Origin of the sequence: Bacillus cereus group sp. BfR-BA-01441, assembly GCF_022663075.1 — a bacterium.
Classification (GTDB): domain Bacteria; phylum Bacillota; class Bacilli; order Bacillales; family Bacillaceae_G; genus Bacillus_A; species Bacillus_A cereus.
Genome location: NZ_JAKUEU010000053.1, coordinates 18407 through 35845, shown reverse-complemented (window position 1 = coordinate 35845; position 17439 = coordinate 18407). Strand labels below are relative to the sequence as shown.

The window sequence follows — 17439 nt, the reverse complement described above, 5'->3', positions numbered from 1 at the left end:
AATATATCAACGATTCGACAAGAGATATCGATTTACCGACAAATTTTGACATTAAAAGTACTTTAATATTAAAAAGGCGGTCCAAAATTTGGAACGCCCCCTATCTTCCCTATTCCACACAAGTAAATTGCGTCCAAGCTCCTACATAATCTAGTAAGAATAACTCCTCTTCCGCAATTGTACCGACGATATTTTTCCGTTCATCTATCGGCATTTCTTTCAGAATGATTTGCAGTTCACCTTTATACTTACCAAATGAATTGTTTCCAATTACAACTTGCCCTCTTTCCTGCAGCACACTTTCACGCACTGGGAAGTCATAATCTTTGTACTTTTTACGTACTTCTGTAGAACGTACCATATACTCTGTTATGTCGCCGCGCCTTACGTGTAATTCTTGCAGCGTAGCTCTCTTCTCTACTTCAGTCGCTTCGTCTACAAAGTGCACTTTTAGCTGTAACATGTAGCGATTTAAGTTTCCTAGTTTCTCTAACTCTTCCTCACTCGCATAAGCATTTCCGATAATGACATCATCAATTAACCCTGTTGCCCATAAATGCTTCGCTTGTACTTCAATTGGTAAATTACGATGCTCTTCTAATGTACATAATCCATCGTTAATATCCCATGGACCGATGTTTGCGACATGTGATGTAATAAAGGCTGCACTGCGAATACCATGCTTTTTAAAGCGTTCACTACAGCGAATGAAATAATCGTATGGAAGACCAGTGAATTTTTGCGGATAAAAATTATGGCAACCAATTAAAGCTGATTTATTCGCTTGATGCGAAAGAATATTTTCTAAGTACGCAATATCGTTACTTACATTTAACTCAATTTTTAAACCGTACGGATTATTCGTCATTTTCGCTTCCGTTAATCCGTCAAAACCTACATCTAAACGAATACCGTCTGCGCCTAATTCTGCGAAAAATGATAGATCGCTATAACTAATACCAAGCTGATCAAACACAGCTGGAGCTACATCTAAAATAACTTCCATATTGTTATCTTTTGCGTGATTGATAATCTCTTTAAATTCAGCTACAATTTCTTCTTTCGGACGATTCACAGATAACAAACAAGTAAATATTCTTGAGAAACCGTGTCGTGCCGCTGCGGAAATATAAGCCATATCTTTTTCTTTCGTTGAATGTTCTGGATAAAGTGAAATTCCTAATTTACGCTCCATGCTTTTGCATCTCCTTCACACGTTGTATTAATGCCATGCTCGTAAATCTATATTTTGCAGATAAACACGTTGCACATAAAATTGTCGGTACAATAATTACGTACGGTGATTGCAATCCTAACATTACATATGCACCCATTGAACAACCGATAAATAAAACTGATACTAGTAGTAACACTAATAAAGATTTACTTTGTACCCATTTCGAATAATGGGCAATACACTGTCCGACCACGAATGTAATTAAGATGATAATTGCTCCGAGCATTCTGTTTTCTCCTCTCCTGCTAATTGTTGTTTCTCATACATTTTGAAGAATGGATAGTAAATAACGAATGAGATGACAAAGTTAACAAGTACAAGTACACCAGCCATAATTGTCCAGTCCGTACTAATTACCGCTGCAATTGGTGCTAACATCGTAAATGGCAGTTTCGCCATCATAAGTGGAATCATACCTGAAACAACTGCAAAATATGATACTGTCGTTGTCACTAACGGTGTAATAACGAACGGAATAATTAGAATTGGGTTCATTACAATCGGTGCCCCAAAAATAATTGGTTCGTTAATATTGAATAAACCTGGTACGAATGATAATCTACCTAACTCTTTTAGGAACTTAGATTTAGAGAACATAAACATAATTACTAAAGCTAACGTTGAGCCTGATCCGCCAATCCATACGAACCATTGAATAAATTGCTCTGTAAATAAGTTTGGTAACTGATGTGCATTTCCTGTAGCCGTGAATACTTCCATATTTTCAAGAATTGCTGAATCCCACATCGGACGAATAATTGGTCCTAAAATCGCTGGTCCATGTATACCGAATGACCAGAAAAACACGATTAAGAATACTGTTAATAAACCACCGAATAAATTATTTCCTACTAATACTGATTTTAATGGTGCGATTAAATATGTGATCGTTGTATTCACATCAAATTTCAAACCGTAGCGAATGCCCCAGAATAAAAGAATAACTGCTAATGTTGGAATTAATGCTGCAAACGAATTTGAAACTGCTGGTGGTACACTATCTGGTAATTTAATGGAGATATTATGCTTAATCATAAAATGATAAATTTCTACTGCAATTAATGCTGTAACAATTGCGCCGAATAAAGACGTTGCACTTAATGTTCCTACTGAAATATATCTACCTGCATCAATAACACCTGGTACAGCTTTCGTAATTTGAATTGGTTCAACTGATGCTAGTAAAAAGGCGAGTACAGATAATAACCCTGCACTTAACTGATTGAGCTGATAAAAGTTCGCGAGCGAAGCCCCTACACCAAACGCTGCGTATAATGCCATTAGTCCTACTGTAAATCGGAATGGAATATCTAAAATATGGCGAAACGGTGCAATCCATTCCATATATGCATCAATTGGTAAATTTAAAAAGATAACAAAAAATGATCCGACGATCGTTAACGGCAATGTAGAAATAACCCCGTTTCGAATTGCTAATAAATGTCGTTGTCCTGCAATCTTTTGCGTTGTTGGCATAATCTTTTGTTCCATAAAACTCATAAACCCATTCATCAATAGCCCTCCTCTTTCTCTCTACTATAAAAGAATGAAATAAACTTTATAACATTATAATGTTTATATTTAAAAAGATATAATTATGCTAAAACTAATTGTTCTGCTTGCTTAAGCACCTTCAAACCATCACACATGCCATAATCTCGTTGGTCTATAATCGCAACTGGTATATTGTATGAATTTGCAAGAAATTCTACAGCTGGAAATAAATATTTCACCTGTGGGCCAATTAAAACGACATCGGCTTCCTTAATTTCAAGCTTCACTAGTTCTGAATCAACTGCCTTAATTTTATAATTCTTCCCCTGTTTCTTTGCCTCTTCTTGCATTTTTCTTACGACCATACTCGTTGACATACCTGCTGCACAACATAATAAAATGTACATCTTATACGGTCACTTTCTCTTCTACTCGTTTATGAAGAGCAATAAATTCTTCAGCCAGTTCTTTCACTGTAATTGCATTCATTAAATGATCTTGTGCGTGCACCAACAGTAAACTAATTTCTGCATGATTTCCTCTTGCCTCTTCTTGAATTAAATCCGTTTGAATACGATGCGCTGCTGAAATTTCCTCACTAGCAAGTTTCATCTTTTCACCGGCATTCCCGAAATCTCCTTGTCTTGCAAAAGCAATTGCTTCAAGCGCCGCACTTCTCGCATTGCCACCATGTAAAATTAACGCAAATGGAGTTTGCATATCAGCCATTTTAAATTCCCCCAAGCTATATGTTTTCTATATTTCCATCTTATTATGAAAACGCATACAATTAAACATAAAAAACTTCCGTTGTGTAACGGAAGTTTTTATATACTTTTTCAAAATGATAATAAAATCTCTTGAAAATCTTCAATTACCTCGGTCTGAGTAAGTTTCTCTATCGTAGTTTGACTAGACATAATATCATATAAAAAATCATAAAGCCTTTGCAAATCTTCATTATTATTGCGCTTTACACTAAATAAAATAATTACTTGTACTTTTTTATCTCCCCAATCAACAGCCTTTTCAAGTGTGCAAAACATCAAAAAAGTTTCCTCACTTAATAACTGCATCGGATGCGGGATTGCAACTGAATTCCCAACCGCTGTCGGAGACGTATTTTCTCTTTCCATAACAGAAGCATAAAAGTTTTCTGGTACATAGCGTTTCTCAGCAGCTTTCTCACATAAAAACTGAATAACATCCTCTTTCGTAGAAGCACTATAATTTAAAAAGATTAAATCTTCCTTAATATAAGGCTGCACACTAGTATTCACATGCGTAAACAACCGCTGACCAATCGATTTAATCTCTTTATCATCAAATATTGAATTCACTTTTATAACTGGAACAGGCAAGCCACTCGGTATATGAATCGTACTAATAATACAATCTATTTTTTCTTTATAAAGATCTTCTACTTTCAATTGATAATAGCCTGTAATACCTACAATCTCTAATTTATCTCGGAACTGTGATAAAATTTTATATTTTAATAGTTGGGCACTTCCTTGACCAGTCGCACAAACTAATAAGCATCTTTTCTTTTGATTTTGCTCCTGCAAACGGCTCATAGCTCCACCGAAGTGAATTGCAATATAACCAATTTCACTTTCAGGGATCGATTCACCCGTATATTCACCAATGATATCTCCAACGAGAACCGCAATTTCAAAAGCATACGGATAATTCTTTTTCACTTCTGCCAAAAGAGGATTTCTCGTATTTAACTTATACTTCAAACGATTTAATAACGTTTTTAAATGAATACCAAATCCAAATAATAATTCTTCATCATAATAAAAAATAAGATTCCGTTCTTCCGCTACTTTAAAAAGAATATGTTGCATAAATGCATATATATCTTTCCCTAATAGCTCTTCTATATTTTCATAGCGATTTCTCGTTGTAACAGCAGTACTTAATAAATGCATCGTCACATATAATACTTCTTCTTCTGGAAATGAAAATTTTAACGCTTTCTCTAAATCTCCTAAAATCTGCTTCGCACTTGTATATTCTTTCTTTATTATAAGTTCTGATTGCTCCGCATGCAGTCCTTTCATATAATGTTGACTTTGACAACGCTTTAATGCGATTGCAATATGAATGACTAAATTATCAATTTCTATATCAGATAAATATATTGTTCCGCCTTCAATATACTTTAATATAATTGAACGAATGAGTGATATATGCGGTAGCGATAAATATGTCTCCGTCTGCTCAAATTGCTCATGAAACGGAGTATGGTCATAACGCGGTAAACCATATTGTGATAAACAAGAACGAATATTAAATTCCTCTCCAACAATACGTATACCATAATACGGTCTCTTCTCAATTTGTAATTTATAGCGACCACATATATCTGTAACATCTTTCATAATTAAATTGACCGTTGATTTGCTCACATACATCTCTTCCGCTAATTCTGAAAGCTTCACATATCCCTCTGTCATTAAAACACGCTGCAGAATGTACGCTATTCTTTCTTCATAAGAAGTTGGGATCTTTTCCGTCTGTTTTTGAAATAGACTCACACAAAAGTCTTCAAATTTCTTCTTTTGTATAATTTCTAATTCGTACCCAGTCCCTCTTTGCGATTCGATTTTCGCTCCGTTTTCTTCCAATATATCATTTAATAATTTTATATCCTTTTGAATCGTCTTCGTCGATACATGTAAACGGCCCGCTAAAAAAGCTCGATTTAACATCGATTTCTCTTCTAAAAATTCCTCTAAAATAGAAATTAATCGCTGATGCACCTTTGTCATAGCTCTTCCTCTCGCTCTTTATATATAAAGGGGGAAAAGCTGCTGAAATCAGTAGTTTTTCCCCTTTATATTCTCTCTATTTCTTTAATGTAAATCCGAATTTATCCCATGCTTGTAAATAGTCTAGTAAGAAAATCTCTTCTTCTACAATTCGACCAACTACATTTGTTTTTCCTGTATTCACCATATCTTTTAATGCAATTTGTAATTCGCCTTTATACTGACCATATTGTTCATTATCAATTAATAAATCCCCACGCTTAATTTCACGCGTATTATGAGGTTTAAACTCTTCTTTTTTATATTTCACACGACTTTGTGTAGAACGAATCATATATTCAGATACATCTCCGCGATAAAAATGTGGTTCGTTTAATACGATAATTCTTTCTAGTTCTGTCGTTGTATCATATATTTCTATATCAAATGTTTGTTTCTCTTTATTTAATGCACCTAGTGCTTGTAATTCTTCTTCTGACGCATATGCGTTTGCAATAATAACATCATCAATTAATTCCGTCGCGAATAAATGTTTCGCCTGTGTTGTCATCGGTAATTCACGATGCTGCTCTAATGTACATAACCCTTCTGTTACTGGCCAAGGTCCATATGTTGCATCAAATGATGAAATAAAAGCAGCCGTTCTCATACCGTAATCTTTAAATTGTTTCGAGCATTTAATGAAATGATCGTATGATAACCCTGAATAACGATGCGGATAAAAATTATGACAACCAATTAAATTTTCACGATTTGGTCTATGACTCATAATGTTATCTACATACTTCGTACCATTGCTCATATTAATCTCAATTTTCAAACCATACGGATTATAAGTCATAATTGATTCTTCTAATCCTGAAAAACCAACATCTAAACGAATACCGTACGCACCCAATTCATGGAAGAATGATAAATCATTATACGAAATACCTAATTGTTCAAAAACAGATGGACTAATATCCACTAATACTTGGAACCCTAATGCATTCGCATGTGAGATCGTTTCTTTAAATTCTTCAATAATTTTCTCTTTTTCTCCATCCACAGATAATAAACATGTGAACACACGTGTAAACCCATATTTACTTGCTAATGTTAAATACTCCTTATCTTTCTCTACTGTTGAATGTTCTGGATAAATAGAAATACCTAATCGTCTCATATGTACACGCCTCTTTCTTCATCATATTGTAAACCTTTTCAAATATATGTAGTGAAAAAGTATATATCCCCTTCTTGTTCACTACTCCTTTGAATCCGCTTTCTTTAAAGAAAAAACAATTTCTATCATTCTTAACACCTACAAGTCTATACATCTATACTTTACATCTTTTTTTCATAGTTGTGTAGCCTTTACACAAATTTGTCAGTTTTTCACCTTAAAAATTGTTATCCGTTTTCAAGACACCTTCCTTGACTGTTGCATTGGCCAATACATATACTCGAAAGAAAAGAGAAAATTTTATATAGGGGATGAATATATGGGAGAAGCAATACTCGTAAAACGAGAACCGTTATGGACAAAAGAGTTTGTTGCTTTAATTTTTGCAAACTTATGTATGTTTTTAGGGTTTCAAATGTTAATTCCAACCTTACCTGTTTATGTGAAAGAAATTGGTGGCACAAGTTCAAATATCGGATTTGTTGTCGGCATGTTTACCGTTGCGGCACTTTTTGTTAGACCGCTAACTGGGAACGCCTTGCAAAAATTCAATAAAAAAATCATTTTAATGATCGGTACTGCTATCTGTTTACTCGCTATGGGCAGTTACCTTTTCGCCTCAACTATTTTTCTCTTGCTTGCTGTTCGTATTTTGCACGGAGCTGGTTTCGGTATTACAACGACTACATATGGAACTGTCGTTTCTGATTTAATTCCCTCAGCTCGCCGCGGAGAAGGCATGGGATATTTTGGTCTTTCTGGAACACTTGCAATGGCCCTCGGTCCACTTATCGGACTATGGCTTATGCAAACATATAACTTCACAATTCTTTTTTTATGTGCATTATCGTGCACAATTGTTTCATTAATATTAACGAAACTACTTCAAATCCAAAAAACGAAACAGCCTCCACAACAATCATCTAGTACTTTTCTCGATGGATTTATTGAGCGTAAAGCTTTACTTCCTTCATTATTAATATTATGTATTACATTAATGTACGGAGGAATCGGAAGTTTTATCACACTATTTGCTACAGAAGTCGGCATAGCTGATATTAGTCTCTTCTTTTTATGTAACGCACTAGCAATCGCTGTGACTCGTCCATTCTCTGGAAAGCTATATGATGCGAAAGGCCATACATTCGTCATCATTCCGGGAGTTATTATAACGTTTACAGGTATTATTTTATTGTCGTATACGACGACAATTCCGAGCTTAATTATTGCTGCAGCATGTTACGGAAGTGGTTTTGGAGCGATCCAACCTGCACTACAAGCATGGATGATTGACCGCGTAGCACCGCATCGACGCGGCGTAGCAACTGCTACATTCTTCTCCGCATTTGACCTTGGAATCGGCGCTGGAGCGATTATCTTTGGATTTATTGCTCACTTTACAAACTATGCAACTGTATATCGTTACTCCTCTCTATTACTTATTGCTTTTCTCTTCATTTACATTACAAGCATAAGAAAACAAAAGCATGGCGATAAAAACACGGAAAAAGCTGCTGGATAATTCAGTGGCTTTTTTATCATGTTAAAAGAATTGTTTTCCCTCATTTTGCTGTTCTAAAACTACATGCATTTCCCTACATATTTTTTTAACGTTCATCAAAAAATATACGATGAACTTGCAGACGCTTTCCTTGATATTCGACTGAACAACATTATTCTAAAAAGTGTGATTTCTTTACAAAATTAAGATTTATACAAGATAAAAACCAATGAAATGCAGTTGTTTCTTTAAGGGATTGTAAACTTTTATTCCCTTTGTAAATTTAGTGTAAATTTTACTAGCAAACCGTTTACAGTGACTCAAGGTTCAGTTAATAATTACATCGTACATGAAATTTAAGGAGTGGAATGCGTGGAATATAATGTTCAAGATATGATCTTCCAGTTCATTGGTGGATTAGGTATTTTCTTATTCGGGATTAAATACATGGGCGATGGACTGCAACAAGCAGCTGGAGATCGTCTTCGCGATATTCTAGATCGTTTTACAACAAACCCACTTATGGGTGTACTAGCAGGTATGTTAGTTACTGTATTAATCCAATCCAGTTCAGGAACAACCGCTTTAACAGTCGGACTTGTAAGTGCCGGATTTATGACATTAAGACAAGCAATCGGTGTTATTATGGGTGCAAACATCGGTACGACAGTTACTGCATTTATTATCGGAATTAAAATCGGAGAATATGCTCTCCCAGTTATGGCAGTTGGAGCAATCTTACTATTCTTCTTTAAAAATAAAAAAGTACATTCTGTAGGTCAAGTTGTATTCGGTTTTGGTATGTTATTCTTCGGTTTAGAATTAATGAGCGCAGGTATGAAACCTCTTCGTTCTTTAGAATCATTCCAAGAATTAACAGTGAGCATGAGTGATAATCCAATTTTAGGAATTGTTGTCGGTACAGTCTTTACTTTAATTGTACAAAGTTCAAGTGCAACAATCGGTATTTTACAAGAACTATTCGGTCAAGGTGCAATCGATTTACAAGCAGCTCTTCCTGTATTATTCGGTGATAACATCGGTACAACAATTACAGCTGTATTAGCAGCAATCGGTACTTCAATTGCAGCAAGACGTGCAGCATTAGTTCACGTTATCTTTAATATTATCGGTACAATTATCTTTACAATTTTATTAATACCATTTACAAGTTTAATTCAATATTTCCAAACATCATTAAACTTGAATCCAGAAATGACTATTGCATTTGCACACGGAACATTTAACGTAACAAATACAATCATTCAATTCCCGTTCATTGCAGTGTTAGCATGGATCGTAACAAAAATTATTCGTGGTGAAGATGCAGCGATTGACTTCAAACCACAACATTTAAATCCAATCTTTATTGAACAATCTCCAGCCATCGCTTTAACTGAAGCTCAAAAAGAGATTATCCGTATGGCTGAGTTCTCATTACATGGATTAAAAGAAGCAAATCAATTTTTAAATACACAAGACAAAAAACACGCAAACATGGCTACTCAATTAGAAGGAGCTATTAACAATTTAGATAAAAAAATTACCGAGTATTTAGTTTTACTATCAGAAAAGCCACTTTCACCTACGGATTCTGAAAAACATTCTGTTTTAGCAGGTGTTGTTGGAGATATTGAACGTGTCGGTGATCATGTAGAAAACCTTGTAGAACTTGTAGATTTCCAAATTTCAAACCGTGTTTCACTATCAGATGAAGCATTAGCTGAATTAAACGAAATGCTTGAGTTAACAATTTCAACACTGCAAGACTCAGTTGAAGCTTTAACAAACTTCGATACTGAACTAGCTCAAACTGTTATTGCCAAAGAACGCAAAATCGACCAAATGGAACGTGTTCTTCGTAAACGTCACGTATTACGTCTAAACGAACGCAGCTGTTCAGGTGATGCAAGTATCATCTTCGTCGATATGGTAAGTAACTTAGAGCGCATTGGCGATCACGCTGTAAATATCGCTGACGGTGTTTTAGGTGAACAAGGAAAAATCAATCTAAAACAATCATTATAATAAGAAAGAGACGCTAACTTAAGCGTCTCTTTTTTCATTATATTTTAACAACTGTTCTTCCTTTTAACTTTCCTTGCAATATAAGTGCAAACTTCTTCTCTAATTCTTCTAATGTACATTCTTCTGTATAAGATAGTAACTCTTTATTTCCCCATTCTTTCGCTAAAAGCGTCCAAACATCTCTTCTCACATCTACTGGGCATTGCACGGAATCTATCCCTAAAAGGCTTATACCTCGTAAAATAAACGGATATACCGTTGTTTGTAGTTCCTGGCCTGCCACATTACCGCATGTCGTTACACAACCACCATACTTTACTGTTTTTAAAGCTGTTTCTAGCATATGTCCACCTACAGTATCGATAACTCCCGCGTATATCCCTTTTAACATCGGTCTTCCTGATTCATCATTCAATTCCGCGCGATGAATCACCTTTTTCGCTCCTAGACGTAGTAGCATATCTTCCTCTTCCATTTTTCCTGTCGCTCCTACTACGTTAAACCCTAGCTTACTTAATATACTAACAGCTACACTCCCTACGCCGCCTGTAGCACCCGTTACTAAAACATCTCCCATACTAGGCTTGACTCCTGCTCCAATAAGCTTATATACCGACAAAGCCGCAGTAAAACCTGCTGTCCCATACATCATACTTTCCTTTAATGACATTCCTTCCGGTAAAGGTACGACCCAAGATGATGGCACGCGAATATATTCTCCGAAACCACCAGAGGTATTCATACCTAAGTCATATCCCGTTACAATAACTTGATCTCCTGCTTTAATGGTAGCATCTTCACTACTCACAACCACTCCTGCAGCATCAATTCCTGGCGTATGAGGATATGTTCTCGTAACACCCTTATTACCAGTAGCTGAAAGAGCATCTTTATAATTTAATGAAGAATAATGAACTTGTATGAATACGTCTCCCTCAGGTAAACTACTTACTTCTCTCTCAACAACTTTTCTTACAAACTGATGATTTTCCTTTTCGTTCACAACGATTGCTCGGAATGATGTATGATTCATTATGCTCTCTCCTTTATCCGTCAAATTCTTCTTTATTATATAGAAGAAATAAGTAAGCTTACTCATCTCTTCTTGGCTATATTTCAACAAATCTTACTTCTCTATCACTTTCTCACAATATATATTTTCATTTCTACTAAAACAACTTATACTTATTCTACATCTCAAAAATATAATATAGAAAATCTGACTTTTTATAAATATATTGAATTTTTACGAAATGTAAATGTTTTGTAATGTTTTTTTTCGCTAAATTTCATTATAATAAGTGGATATGAGTGTCGTATTTCAATCCAAATGAAGGAGTACAGGAAATGGAGCAAAACCCATCTTTGCAAGAAAATACACGCAATAAACCGAAAAAAAATAAGAAAAAAATAAAAATTATTATAAGCGCTATACTATTCGTTTTATTAATAGGCGGCGGTTATACTTGGTTTTTAGTAAATAAAGCATCTTCTGCTGTTCGAAATGCCGCACACGATTTAGCACGCGGTGATAAATCTGATTTACGTGATAAGGCTGTAAAACCTATTACAAACAATGTCTCTGTTTTAATAATGGGTGTTGATGAAAGCGATGTCCGTGGAAAAGAATATGGTGAAGCTATAAGAACAGACGCGCTTTTACTTGCAACATTTAATAAAGATAGCAAAACTGTTAAACTATTAAGTATCCCACGTGACACATATACTTATATTCCAATAGAAAAGAAAAAAGATAAAATTACACACGCTCATGCATTCGGTTCTGCTAAAAACGGAAAAAATGGTGGACCACAAGCAAGCATTGATGCAGTTGAAAAATTAATGAATGTTCCTGTCGATTATTTTGTAAAATTCAACTTTAAATCATTTATAAAAATCGTCGATGACTTGGGCGGTGTTGAAGTTGATGTACCAGTTGAATTTACTGAGCAAGATAGCAATGATAATGCTGAGGCTATTCACCTAGAAAAAGGTGTTCAAAAGCTAAATGGCGAAGAAGCTCTTGCTCTTGCTAGAACAAGACACATCGATAGTGATGCAATGCGTGGACAACGTCAACAACTCGTTATCGAGGCTATTTTAAAGAAACTAACAAGTGTTGGTTCTGTAACAAAAGTTGGCAACATCATTGATGATATTAACGGCCAATTCGTTACAAACTTAACATTTGATGATATGCTTTCATTCTATAAATATGGATCGGATTCGGAAATTGAGAAATTACAAATCCAAGGTGATGATTGCTATATGGCAAAAGGTGACGATACTTGTAGCAAATCTGCTGGTGGTGGTCGAACTTACTACTACAATCCAGATAAAAAAGAATTAGCTAATGTTACAAATGAACTTCGTACTCATCTTGGACTACCTGCATATACAAAGTTTGACTCAGACTCTGATTCGAAAAAGACAAAAGAATCTAAGTCTGAAAATTCAAGTGAACGCGAATCAAGTAACCATGAAGTGAAAAATAAGAACAAAAATAGCAGTGAAGATACAGAAACATCGTCTAACGACAATGAATAGTAAAGAAGCCGTACTCTATGGAGGTAGAGTACGGCTTCTTTTTATTTCTTCAGAATTAAAAATCAGAACTTTCTAACTATCTTTTTTAATATTTTTAAATTATAATAAATAGTAGCAATCTATTCCAATTATCAGGGGGCTCATACATATGAAAGCTGCAGTAAAACATAACATCTCAGATTTTAAAGACTACTTAAAATCCAACGATATATACATGGAAGAAAATATAGATGAAAATGATGGCTCTGTTCATTTTTCAGTAGGATTAGAGACTGAAGCTGGCGCAAAAATTCAACTTATCGCTGCTTTCCAAAACGAACATCCTACGGTGGATATATACTGCTTCAATGTTGCTCACGTACCTGATGCAACATCAACAAATGATATTTTACATGTCATCAATGAATTAAATACATCTTATCGCTTTGCAAAATTCACATTAAATAAGCAAAATGCAATTGATATTTCAACATCTCTTGCATTCTCAGAACCAAACTTTAATCCAGCACTTGTCTTTGAACATACGAGAATGCTATATAAATTAGCGAATGACGAATATAAAAACTTAATGAAAGTTATTTGGGCATAAATAAAAGGATGGGCTGCAAGCAGCCCATCCTTTTATTTCGATATCATATCAATCCACATCTTAATAGCAGTGCCGACAATTAAAATCGATAACATATATTGTAGTACTTTTTGATTTATCCTCTTCCCGACTCGCGCTCCAAGTGGCGCAGCAAATATACTTGCAACCGCAATAATTAGAGCTGGAATGATAACTACTTGTCCAGTAATCACTTTTCCAGTCGTAATCCCTACTGAGGAAATAAACGTAATAGCGATAGATGTCGCTATCGTCATGCGCAATGGTAATTTTAAAATAACTAGCATAATAGGAACTAAAAGAAACGCACCTCCAGCTCCAATAATGCCCGAAACACCTCCTACAATAAACGCTAACACACTTGCTAACCATTTATTATACTTAACTGCTCCACTATTATTTTTCTTCGGTACAAACATCATCATAGCTGCAATGGTCGCCAATACTGTATAAACAACATTTACAGCGTGTTCATCTAATAGATTTGCACTAAAACTTCCTATAAAACTTCCTATTAATATACTAGCTCCCATATACACAACTAACATTTTATTCATATCAGTACTTTTCCGATATGCCCAGGCACCTGCAAAAGTTGCAAAGAATACTTGTACCGCTGTAATACCGCTCACTTCATGTGACGTATAGCCAGTAAATCCTAGCAATACTGGAATGTATAAGATCATCGGATAATTAATAATCGCGCCACCAATCCCAACCATTCCTGATATAAATGATCCTATAAACCCAATTATAAAAAGTAATACGACTAAGCTCATCTTACATCCCCCGCCTTCTAAAAAGAAGGTGATTTAAATGAATAAGTTTACATTCCCATCCGAAGCATCTGCTAAATATGCCCCTACACCTGCAAACTCTACGCCTTCCATAATCTCTTCCTCTTTTAACCCTAATAAATCTACTGTCATTTGACAAGCTACAAGTTTAATCCCCTGTTCTTTTGCCAAATCAATTAAATCTGGCAAAGGCATTGCATTATGTTTTTTCATAATGCCTTTAATCATCTTTGGTCCCATACCAGCAAAATTCATTTTGGATAACCCCATCTTATCAGCACCGCGTGGCATCATTCTTCCAAATACTTTTTCTATAAATGTTTTCTTTACATTCACATATTCATCTTTCCTTAAAGCATTTAATCCCCAGAAAGTATGAAAAATAGTTACCTCTTGATCATACGCCGCTGCGCCATTTGCAATAATATAAGCAGCCATTGCTTTATCGTAATCTCCGCTAAATAAAACGATTGTTGTTTTCTTCTGTTGTTCCATATTGTTCTCCCTCCGATTACCTATAGGGGTATTTTTATTTATAAAAATTGTTTCTCCCTATTCTACTTTTCCTTCCCAAGCTAACATACCACCTACCACATTGATTACTTGAAAACCGTAACTTTCTAAAAATTGAACAGCTCTTGCACTTCTCCCGCCTGAACGACAAACGATAATATATTCCTGATTTTTATTTAATTCATGCATACGAAACTCTAATAGTCCTAGTGGAATATTACATGCTTCTGGAATTTTCCCTTCAGCTACTTCTTCTACTTCACGTACATCCACAATATTTACCGCTTCTTTACGCAACAATTTTTCTTCTAATTCTTTTGTAGTCATTTCTTTCATTTTAAATTTCCTCCTCACAAACCATTCATACCACCTGAAACGTTTATTACTTGCTGAAACCCTAGTTTTTTCAATACCTTTGCTGCTTGCTTACTTCTCATTCCACTTTGGCAAATAACGATTACTTCCTTATTCTTATCTAATTGATTCGCCTTACTTGCTAGATCATTTAGGGGGATATTTTGAAAGCCTTTCATATGATTCCCTCTATATTCACCTACTGTACGGACATCAATAAAATACTTCCCCTTTTTCCCCACTATACTTTTCAATTCTTTGCCATTTATATTTTGAACACCTTTCACTGGTAAAAATCGTGAAATAACAAACCATGCAGCAAGTACAATGAAAAGCGTACTTAATATTGTGTTCATATAACCAACCTCTCTATATTTACAAAACTATTGCTTCACTACGCCTTCCTAATCCAAAACTTCAGCACATCGCCTTCTTCTTCAAGCTTTACGATGTCATGGCCACATTTATTTGCCCACGCTGGAATATCCTTAACTGACCCTTTATCCGTTACATGTATTTCTAACACTTCTCCAGTTTGCAAAGTATCCATTGCTCTCTTTGTTCTTACAATCGGCATTGGACATGCTAAACCTTTCGCATCTAACACTTGTTTTATATTCATCATCAATTCCTCCATTTTTTATTTATTTCATTATTCGTGCACTGCACAACGATTTGGACCAATCTCCATTTCACGCTCTTTATCCACACTTGGGTGAATTTTACCCATATTGGTTTGACGAATTTCTTCATATGCATTTGGCTGAGGTGGTAAGTTTTCTGTTACAACTTTACGGAACTCTCCCTCATCCTCAATATTTAATCCTGCATTATGCTCAAATAAATCTTTTAATTTTGCACTAACAATACCACTTTCGTTCATTTCACTTATTTTTGAATAATGAGCCGGTAACACAACTAAATTTTGAGATAGCTCTTTATATCGGCTATACAAAGTATTACGTAAATCACTCACCCAATCTTCAGCCTTACCAGCAAGATCAGGACGCCCAATTGAATCTACAAATAAAATATCGCCTGATAATAAATAAGAATCATCTACAATGAATGACGTACTTCCAATCGTATGCCCTGGTGAGTATAACGCGTCAATTTCAATTTTAGTACCCCCCACCGTAATAACAGATCCTTCAACGAGCGGTTCGTATGAGAAAACGACTTCCTCCGCATCTTTTGGCGGTAACCAATACGTACCCCCTACTTTTTCCGCTAACTTACGTCCTCCAGAAATATGGTCTGCATGTAAATGTGTATCCATTACATTCTTAATCGTAACGCCATGCTCTTTCGCAAACTCTTCATATGCCTCGGCTGTCCTTACCGCATCAATAACTGCTGCTTCACCGTTTGAAACGACCATATAAGATAAACAGCCTTTTCCTAGGCGGTTAAACTGATACATACTTCCGCCATTTTTTAAATCTCCAACTTTTATAGGCTTTACATATTCACTCCAAGCTTTCATGCCACCAGCTAAATAATAAATATTTTGTAATCCCGCCTCTGTTAATTGCTCTGCCACAAATATAGAAGACCCTTCTTTTGCACATACTACTAAAACATCTTTATCTTTAGGTAATTCACTTACAATATGATCTACACCATCTAACAAGTCAAAGTAAGGTTTATTAATAGAAGAAACTTGTTTCCCTTCAATTTTCCAATCTTCATAATCCGTCTCATTACGAACATCTAAAATGAATAACTCTCCGAATAAAACTTGCTCTGCCACATCTTTTGCTTGTAACGGTTTAACATTCATTTCATTACCCCCATAGGTATATTTTCTTTCAAAAAAATTTACTTCTCTATATTCCCTTTCCACTCTAACATGCCTGGGATGACATTTTTCACATTTGCATAACCTTTCTCTTTCAACATGTGGCAAGCTACATCACTACGGTTACCAGTTCGACAAATAACATAAATTTGCTTCATCTTATCTAATACTGCACTGTCTAATTCACCTAATGGCACCGAAATGGCGGATGGAATATGGCCAAAAGCAAATTCCGCTGCTTCGCGAACATCTAATACAATGCTCTCTTCTCCATGAGACAATATAGACTGTAATTCTGCATTCGTAATTGTATGTGGATATTTCACAACTTCATTCACTTCATGCTCGTTTGCTTTCCTAACATAATGCACCAATACATCACCCTCGTGTTTCGTCCCGATATATTGATGTCCTACTTTACTCGCCCAACTTTTTATATCTACCGTAGATCCTTTATCTGTTGCCTTAACTTCAATCACTTGCCCTGGTGCCAATCCTTCTATCGCCTTCTTCGTTTTCACAATAGGCATCGGACAAGCCAAACCTTTACAATCTAAACTCATATCCACTTTTATACTCATAATCGATTCCTCCACAATTCATATACACATACCT

At 35.3% G+C, this 17439-nt stretch carries 19 protein-coding genes; 4 read left to right on the top strand and 15 right to left on the bottom strand.

Features of this window, described 5'->3' with window-relative positions; genetic code table 11:
• Nucleotides 1-109: 109 nt before the first annotated feature.
• The 7 genes from MR107_RS20135 to MR107_RS20105 all read right to left on the bottom strand — a co-directional run bounded on the left by MR107_RS20135 (nt 110) and on the right by MR107_RS20105 (nt 6676).
• Entirely contained in the window at nt 110-1195 is a 1086-nt protein-coding gene (locus MR107_RS20135) for a DUF871 domain-containing protein (RefSeq protein ID WP_000440054.1), read from the bottom strand.
• A complete protein-coding gene (locus MR107_RS20130; protein ID WP_000900048.1) occupies nt 1185-1463 on the bottom strand; it encodes a hypothetical protein in 279 nt (92 codons plus the stop codon). The genes MR107_RS20135 and MR107_RS20130 overlap by 11 nt, the downstream gene beginning before the upstream one ends.
• Complete coding sequence (locus MR107_RS20125; RefSeq protein ID WP_001013053.1) at nt 1439-2749, bottom strand: PTS sugar transporter subunit IIC; 1311 nt, start codon at nt 2747-2749, stop codon at nt 1439-1441. Before MR107_RS20125 ends, MR107_RS20130 begins: the two co-directional genes overlap by 25 nt.
• Nucleotides 2750-2832: 83 nt before the next feature.
• Complete coding sequence (locus MR107_RS20120) at nt 2833-3138, bottom strand: PTS sugar transporter subunit IIB (RefSeq protein ID WP_000275642.1); 306 nt, start codon at nt 3136-3138, stop codon at nt 2833-2835.
• 1 nt (nt 3139) lies between these two features.
• Nucleotides 3140-3460: a PTS lactose/cellobiose transporter subunit IIA gene (locus MR107_RS20115; RefSeq protein WP_000774631.1), complete on the bottom strand. Its 321-nt coding sequence runs from the start codon at nt 3458-3460 to the stop codon at nt 3140-3142.
• A gap of 110 nt (nt 3461-3570) precedes the next feature.
• Nucleotides 3571-5511, bottom strand: coding sequence for a BglG family transcription antiterminator (locus MR107_RS20110; protein WP_242292633.1), 1941 nt, complete (start codon nt 5509-5511; stop codon nt 3571-3573).
• Between the two features lie 76 nt (nt 5512-5587).
• Complete coding sequence (locus MR107_RS20105; protein ID WP_001253349.1) at nt 5588-6676, bottom strand: DUF871 domain-containing protein; 1089 nt, start codon at nt 6674-6676, stop codon at nt 5588-5590.
• A 319-nt stretch (nt 6677-6995) separates the two neighbouring features.
• Here MR107_RS20105 and MR107_RS20100 point away from each other — a divergent pair, with 319 nt between their 5' ends.
• On the top strand, nt 6996-8198 hold the full coding sequence (locus MR107_RS20100) for an MFS transporter (protein WP_000503245.1): 1203 nt from the start codon (nt 6996-6998) through the stop codon (nt 8196-8198).
• 351 nt (nt 8199-8549) lie between these two features.
• Nucleotides 8550-10205: a Na/Pi cotransporter family protein gene (locus MR107_RS20095; RefSeq protein ID WP_000456278.1), complete on the top strand. Its 1656-nt coding sequence runs from the start codon at nt 8550-8552 to the stop codon at nt 10203-10205.
• Nucleotides 10206-10242: 37 nt separating this feature from the next.
• Here the strand turns inward: MR107_RS20095 and MR107_RS20090 are convergent, their stop codons facing one another.
• Nucleotides 10243-11238, bottom strand: coding sequence for a YhdH/YhfP family quinone oxidoreductase (locus tag MR107_RS20090; RefSeq protein ID WP_001016960.1), 996 nt, complete (start codon nt 11236-11238; stop codon nt 10243-10245).
• Nucleotides 11239-11552: 314 nt separating this feature from the next.
• Here MR107_RS20090 and MR107_RS20085 point away from each other — a divergent pair, with 314 nt between their 5' ends.
• Both MR107_RS20085 and MR107_RS20080 read left to right on the top strand, forming a co-directional pair.
• Nucleotides 11553-12752 (top strand): LCP family protein, encoded by a 1200-nt coding sequence (locus MR107_RS20085; RefSeq protein WP_048655907.1) that lies wholly within the window; start codon nt 11553-11555, stop codon nt 12750-12752.
• Nucleotides 12753-12900: 148 nt separating this feature from the next.
• Nucleotides 12901-13341, top strand: coding sequence for a hypothetical protein (locus MR107_RS20080; RefSeq protein WP_000642362.1), 441 nt, complete (start codon nt 12901-12903; stop codon nt 13339-13341).
• Nucleotides 13342-13373: 32 nt separating this feature from the next.
• On the opposite strand, the gene MR107_RS20075 is transcribed toward MR107_RS20080, so the two are convergent.
• Genes MR107_RS20075 through MR107_RS20045 form a run of 7 tightly spaced genes read right to left on the bottom strand, consistent with a single transcriptional unit; the run spans nt 13374 to nt 17405 of the window.
• Entirely contained in the window at nt 13374-14138 is a 765-nt protein-coding gene (locus MR107_RS20075) for a sulfite exporter TauE/SafE family protein (RefSeq protein WP_000060743.1), read from the bottom strand.
• Between the two features lie 33 nt (nt 14139-14171).
• Nucleotides 14172-14651: a DsrE/DsrF/DrsH-like family protein gene (locus tag MR107_RS20070; protein ID WP_000437746.1), complete on the bottom strand. Its 480-nt coding sequence runs from the start codon at nt 14649-14651 to the stop codon at nt 14172-14174.
• A gap of 57 nt (nt 14652-14708) precedes the next feature.
• Nucleotides 14709-15005 (bottom strand): rhodanese-like domain-containing protein, encoded by a 297-nt coding sequence (locus MR107_RS20065; protein ID WP_000661810.1) that lies wholly within the window; start codon nt 15003-15005, stop codon nt 14709-14711.
• Nucleotides 15006-15019: 14 nt separating this feature from the next.
• Nucleotides 15020-15379, bottom strand: coding sequence for a rhodanese-like domain-containing protein (locus MR107_RS20060; RefSeq protein ID WP_001092318.1), 360 nt, complete (start codon nt 15377-15379; stop codon nt 15020-15022).
• 38 nt (nt 15380-15417) lie between these two features.
• Complete coding sequence (locus tag MR107_RS20055; RefSeq protein ID WP_002182462.1) at nt 15418-15648, bottom strand: sulfurtransferase TusA family protein; 231 nt, start codon at nt 15646-15648, stop codon at nt 15418-15420.
• 27 nt (nt 15649-15675) lie between these two features.
• Nucleotides 15676-16806, bottom strand: a complete 1131-nt coding sequence (locus MR107_RS20050) for an MBL fold metallo-hydrolase (protein WP_071740639.1) — start codon at nt 16804-16806, stop codon at nt 15676-15678.
• A 38-nt stretch (nt 16807-16844) separates the two neighbouring features.
• Nucleotides 16845-17405, bottom strand: a complete 561-nt coding sequence (locus MR107_RS20045; protein ID WP_000023951.1) for a sulfurtransferase TusA family protein — start codon at nt 17403-17405, stop codon at nt 16845-16847.
• Nucleotides 17406-17439: the final 34 nt, after the last annotated feature.

What these genes read in the sequence shown, in the direction of transcription:
- MR107_RS20135 (WP_000440054.1), bottom strand. Translation starts at nt 1,195, where the DNA reads ATGGAGCGTAAATTAGGAATTTCACTTTATCCAGAACATTCAACGAAA.
- MR107_RS20130 (WP_000900048.1), bottom strand. Translation starts at nt 1,463, where the DNA reads ATGCTCGGAGCAATTATCATCTTAATTACATTCGTGGTCGGACAGTGT.
- MR107_RS20125 (WP_001013053.1), bottom strand. Translation starts at nt 2,749, where the DNA reads ATGAATGGGTTTATGAGTTTTATGGAACAAAAGATTATGCCAACAACG.
- MR107_RS20120 (WP_000275642.1), bottom strand. Translation starts at nt 3,138, where the DNA reads ATGTACATTTTATTATGTTGTGCAGCAGGTATGTCAACGAGTATGGTC.
- MR107_RS20115 (WP_000774631.1), bottom strand. Translation starts at nt 3,460, where the DNA reads ATGGCTGATATGCAAACTCCATTTGCGTTAATTTTACATGGTGGCAAT.
- MR107_RS20110 (WP_242292633.1), bottom strand. Translation starts at nt 5,511, where the DNA reads ATGACAAAGGTGCATCAGCGATTAATTTCTATTTTAGAGGAATTTTTA.
- MR107_RS20105 (WP_001253349.1), bottom strand. Translation starts at nt 6,676, where the DNA reads ATGAGACGATTAGGTATTTCTATTTATCCAGAACATTCAACAGTAGAG.
- MR107_RS20100 (WP_000503245.1), top strand. Translation starts at nt 6,996, where the DNA reads ATGGGAGAAGCAATACTCGTAAAACGAGAACCGTTATGGACAAAAGAG.
- MR107_RS20090 (WP_001016960.1), bottom strand. Translation starts at nt 11,238, where the DNA reads ATGAATCATACATCATTCCGAGCAATCGTTGTGAACGAAAAGGAAAAT.
- MR107_RS20085 (WP_048655907.1), top strand. Translation starts at nt 11,553, where the DNA reads ATGGAGCAAAACCCATCTTTGCAAGAAAATACACGCAATAAACCGAAA.
- MR107_RS20080 (WP_000642362.1), top strand. Translation starts at nt 12,901, where the DNA reads ATGAAAGCTGCAGTAAAACATAACATCTCAGATTTTAAAGACTACTTA.
- MR107_RS20075 (WP_000060743.1), bottom strand. Translation starts at nt 14,138, where the DNA reads ATGAGCTTAGTCGTATTACTTTTTATAATTGGGTTTATAGGATCATTT.
- MR107_RS20070 (WP_000437746.1), bottom strand. Translation starts at nt 14,651, where the DNA reads ATGGAACAACAGAAGAAAACAACAATCGTTTTATTTAGCGGAGATTAC.
- MR107_RS20065 (WP_000661810.1), bottom strand. Translation starts at nt 15,005, where the DNA reads ATGAAAGAAATGACTACAAAAGAATTAGAAGAAAAATTGTTGCGTAAA.
- MR107_RS20060 (WP_001092318.1), bottom strand. Translation starts at nt 15,379, where the DNA reads ATGAACACAATATTAAGTACGCTTTTCATTGTACTTGCTGCATGGTTT.
- MR107_RS20055 (WP_002182462.1), bottom strand. Translation starts at nt 15,648, where the DNA reads ATGATGAATATAAAACAAGTGTTAGATGCGAAAGGTTTAGCATGTCCA.
- MR107_RS20050 (WP_071740639.1), bottom strand. Translation starts at nt 16,806, where the DNA reads ATGAATGTTAAACCGTTACAAGCAAAAGATGTGGCAGAGCAAGTTTTA.
- MR107_RS20045 (WP_000023951.1), bottom strand. Translation starts at nt 17,405, where the DNA reads ATGAGTATAAAAGTGGATATGAGTTTAGATTGTAAAGGTTTGGCTTGT.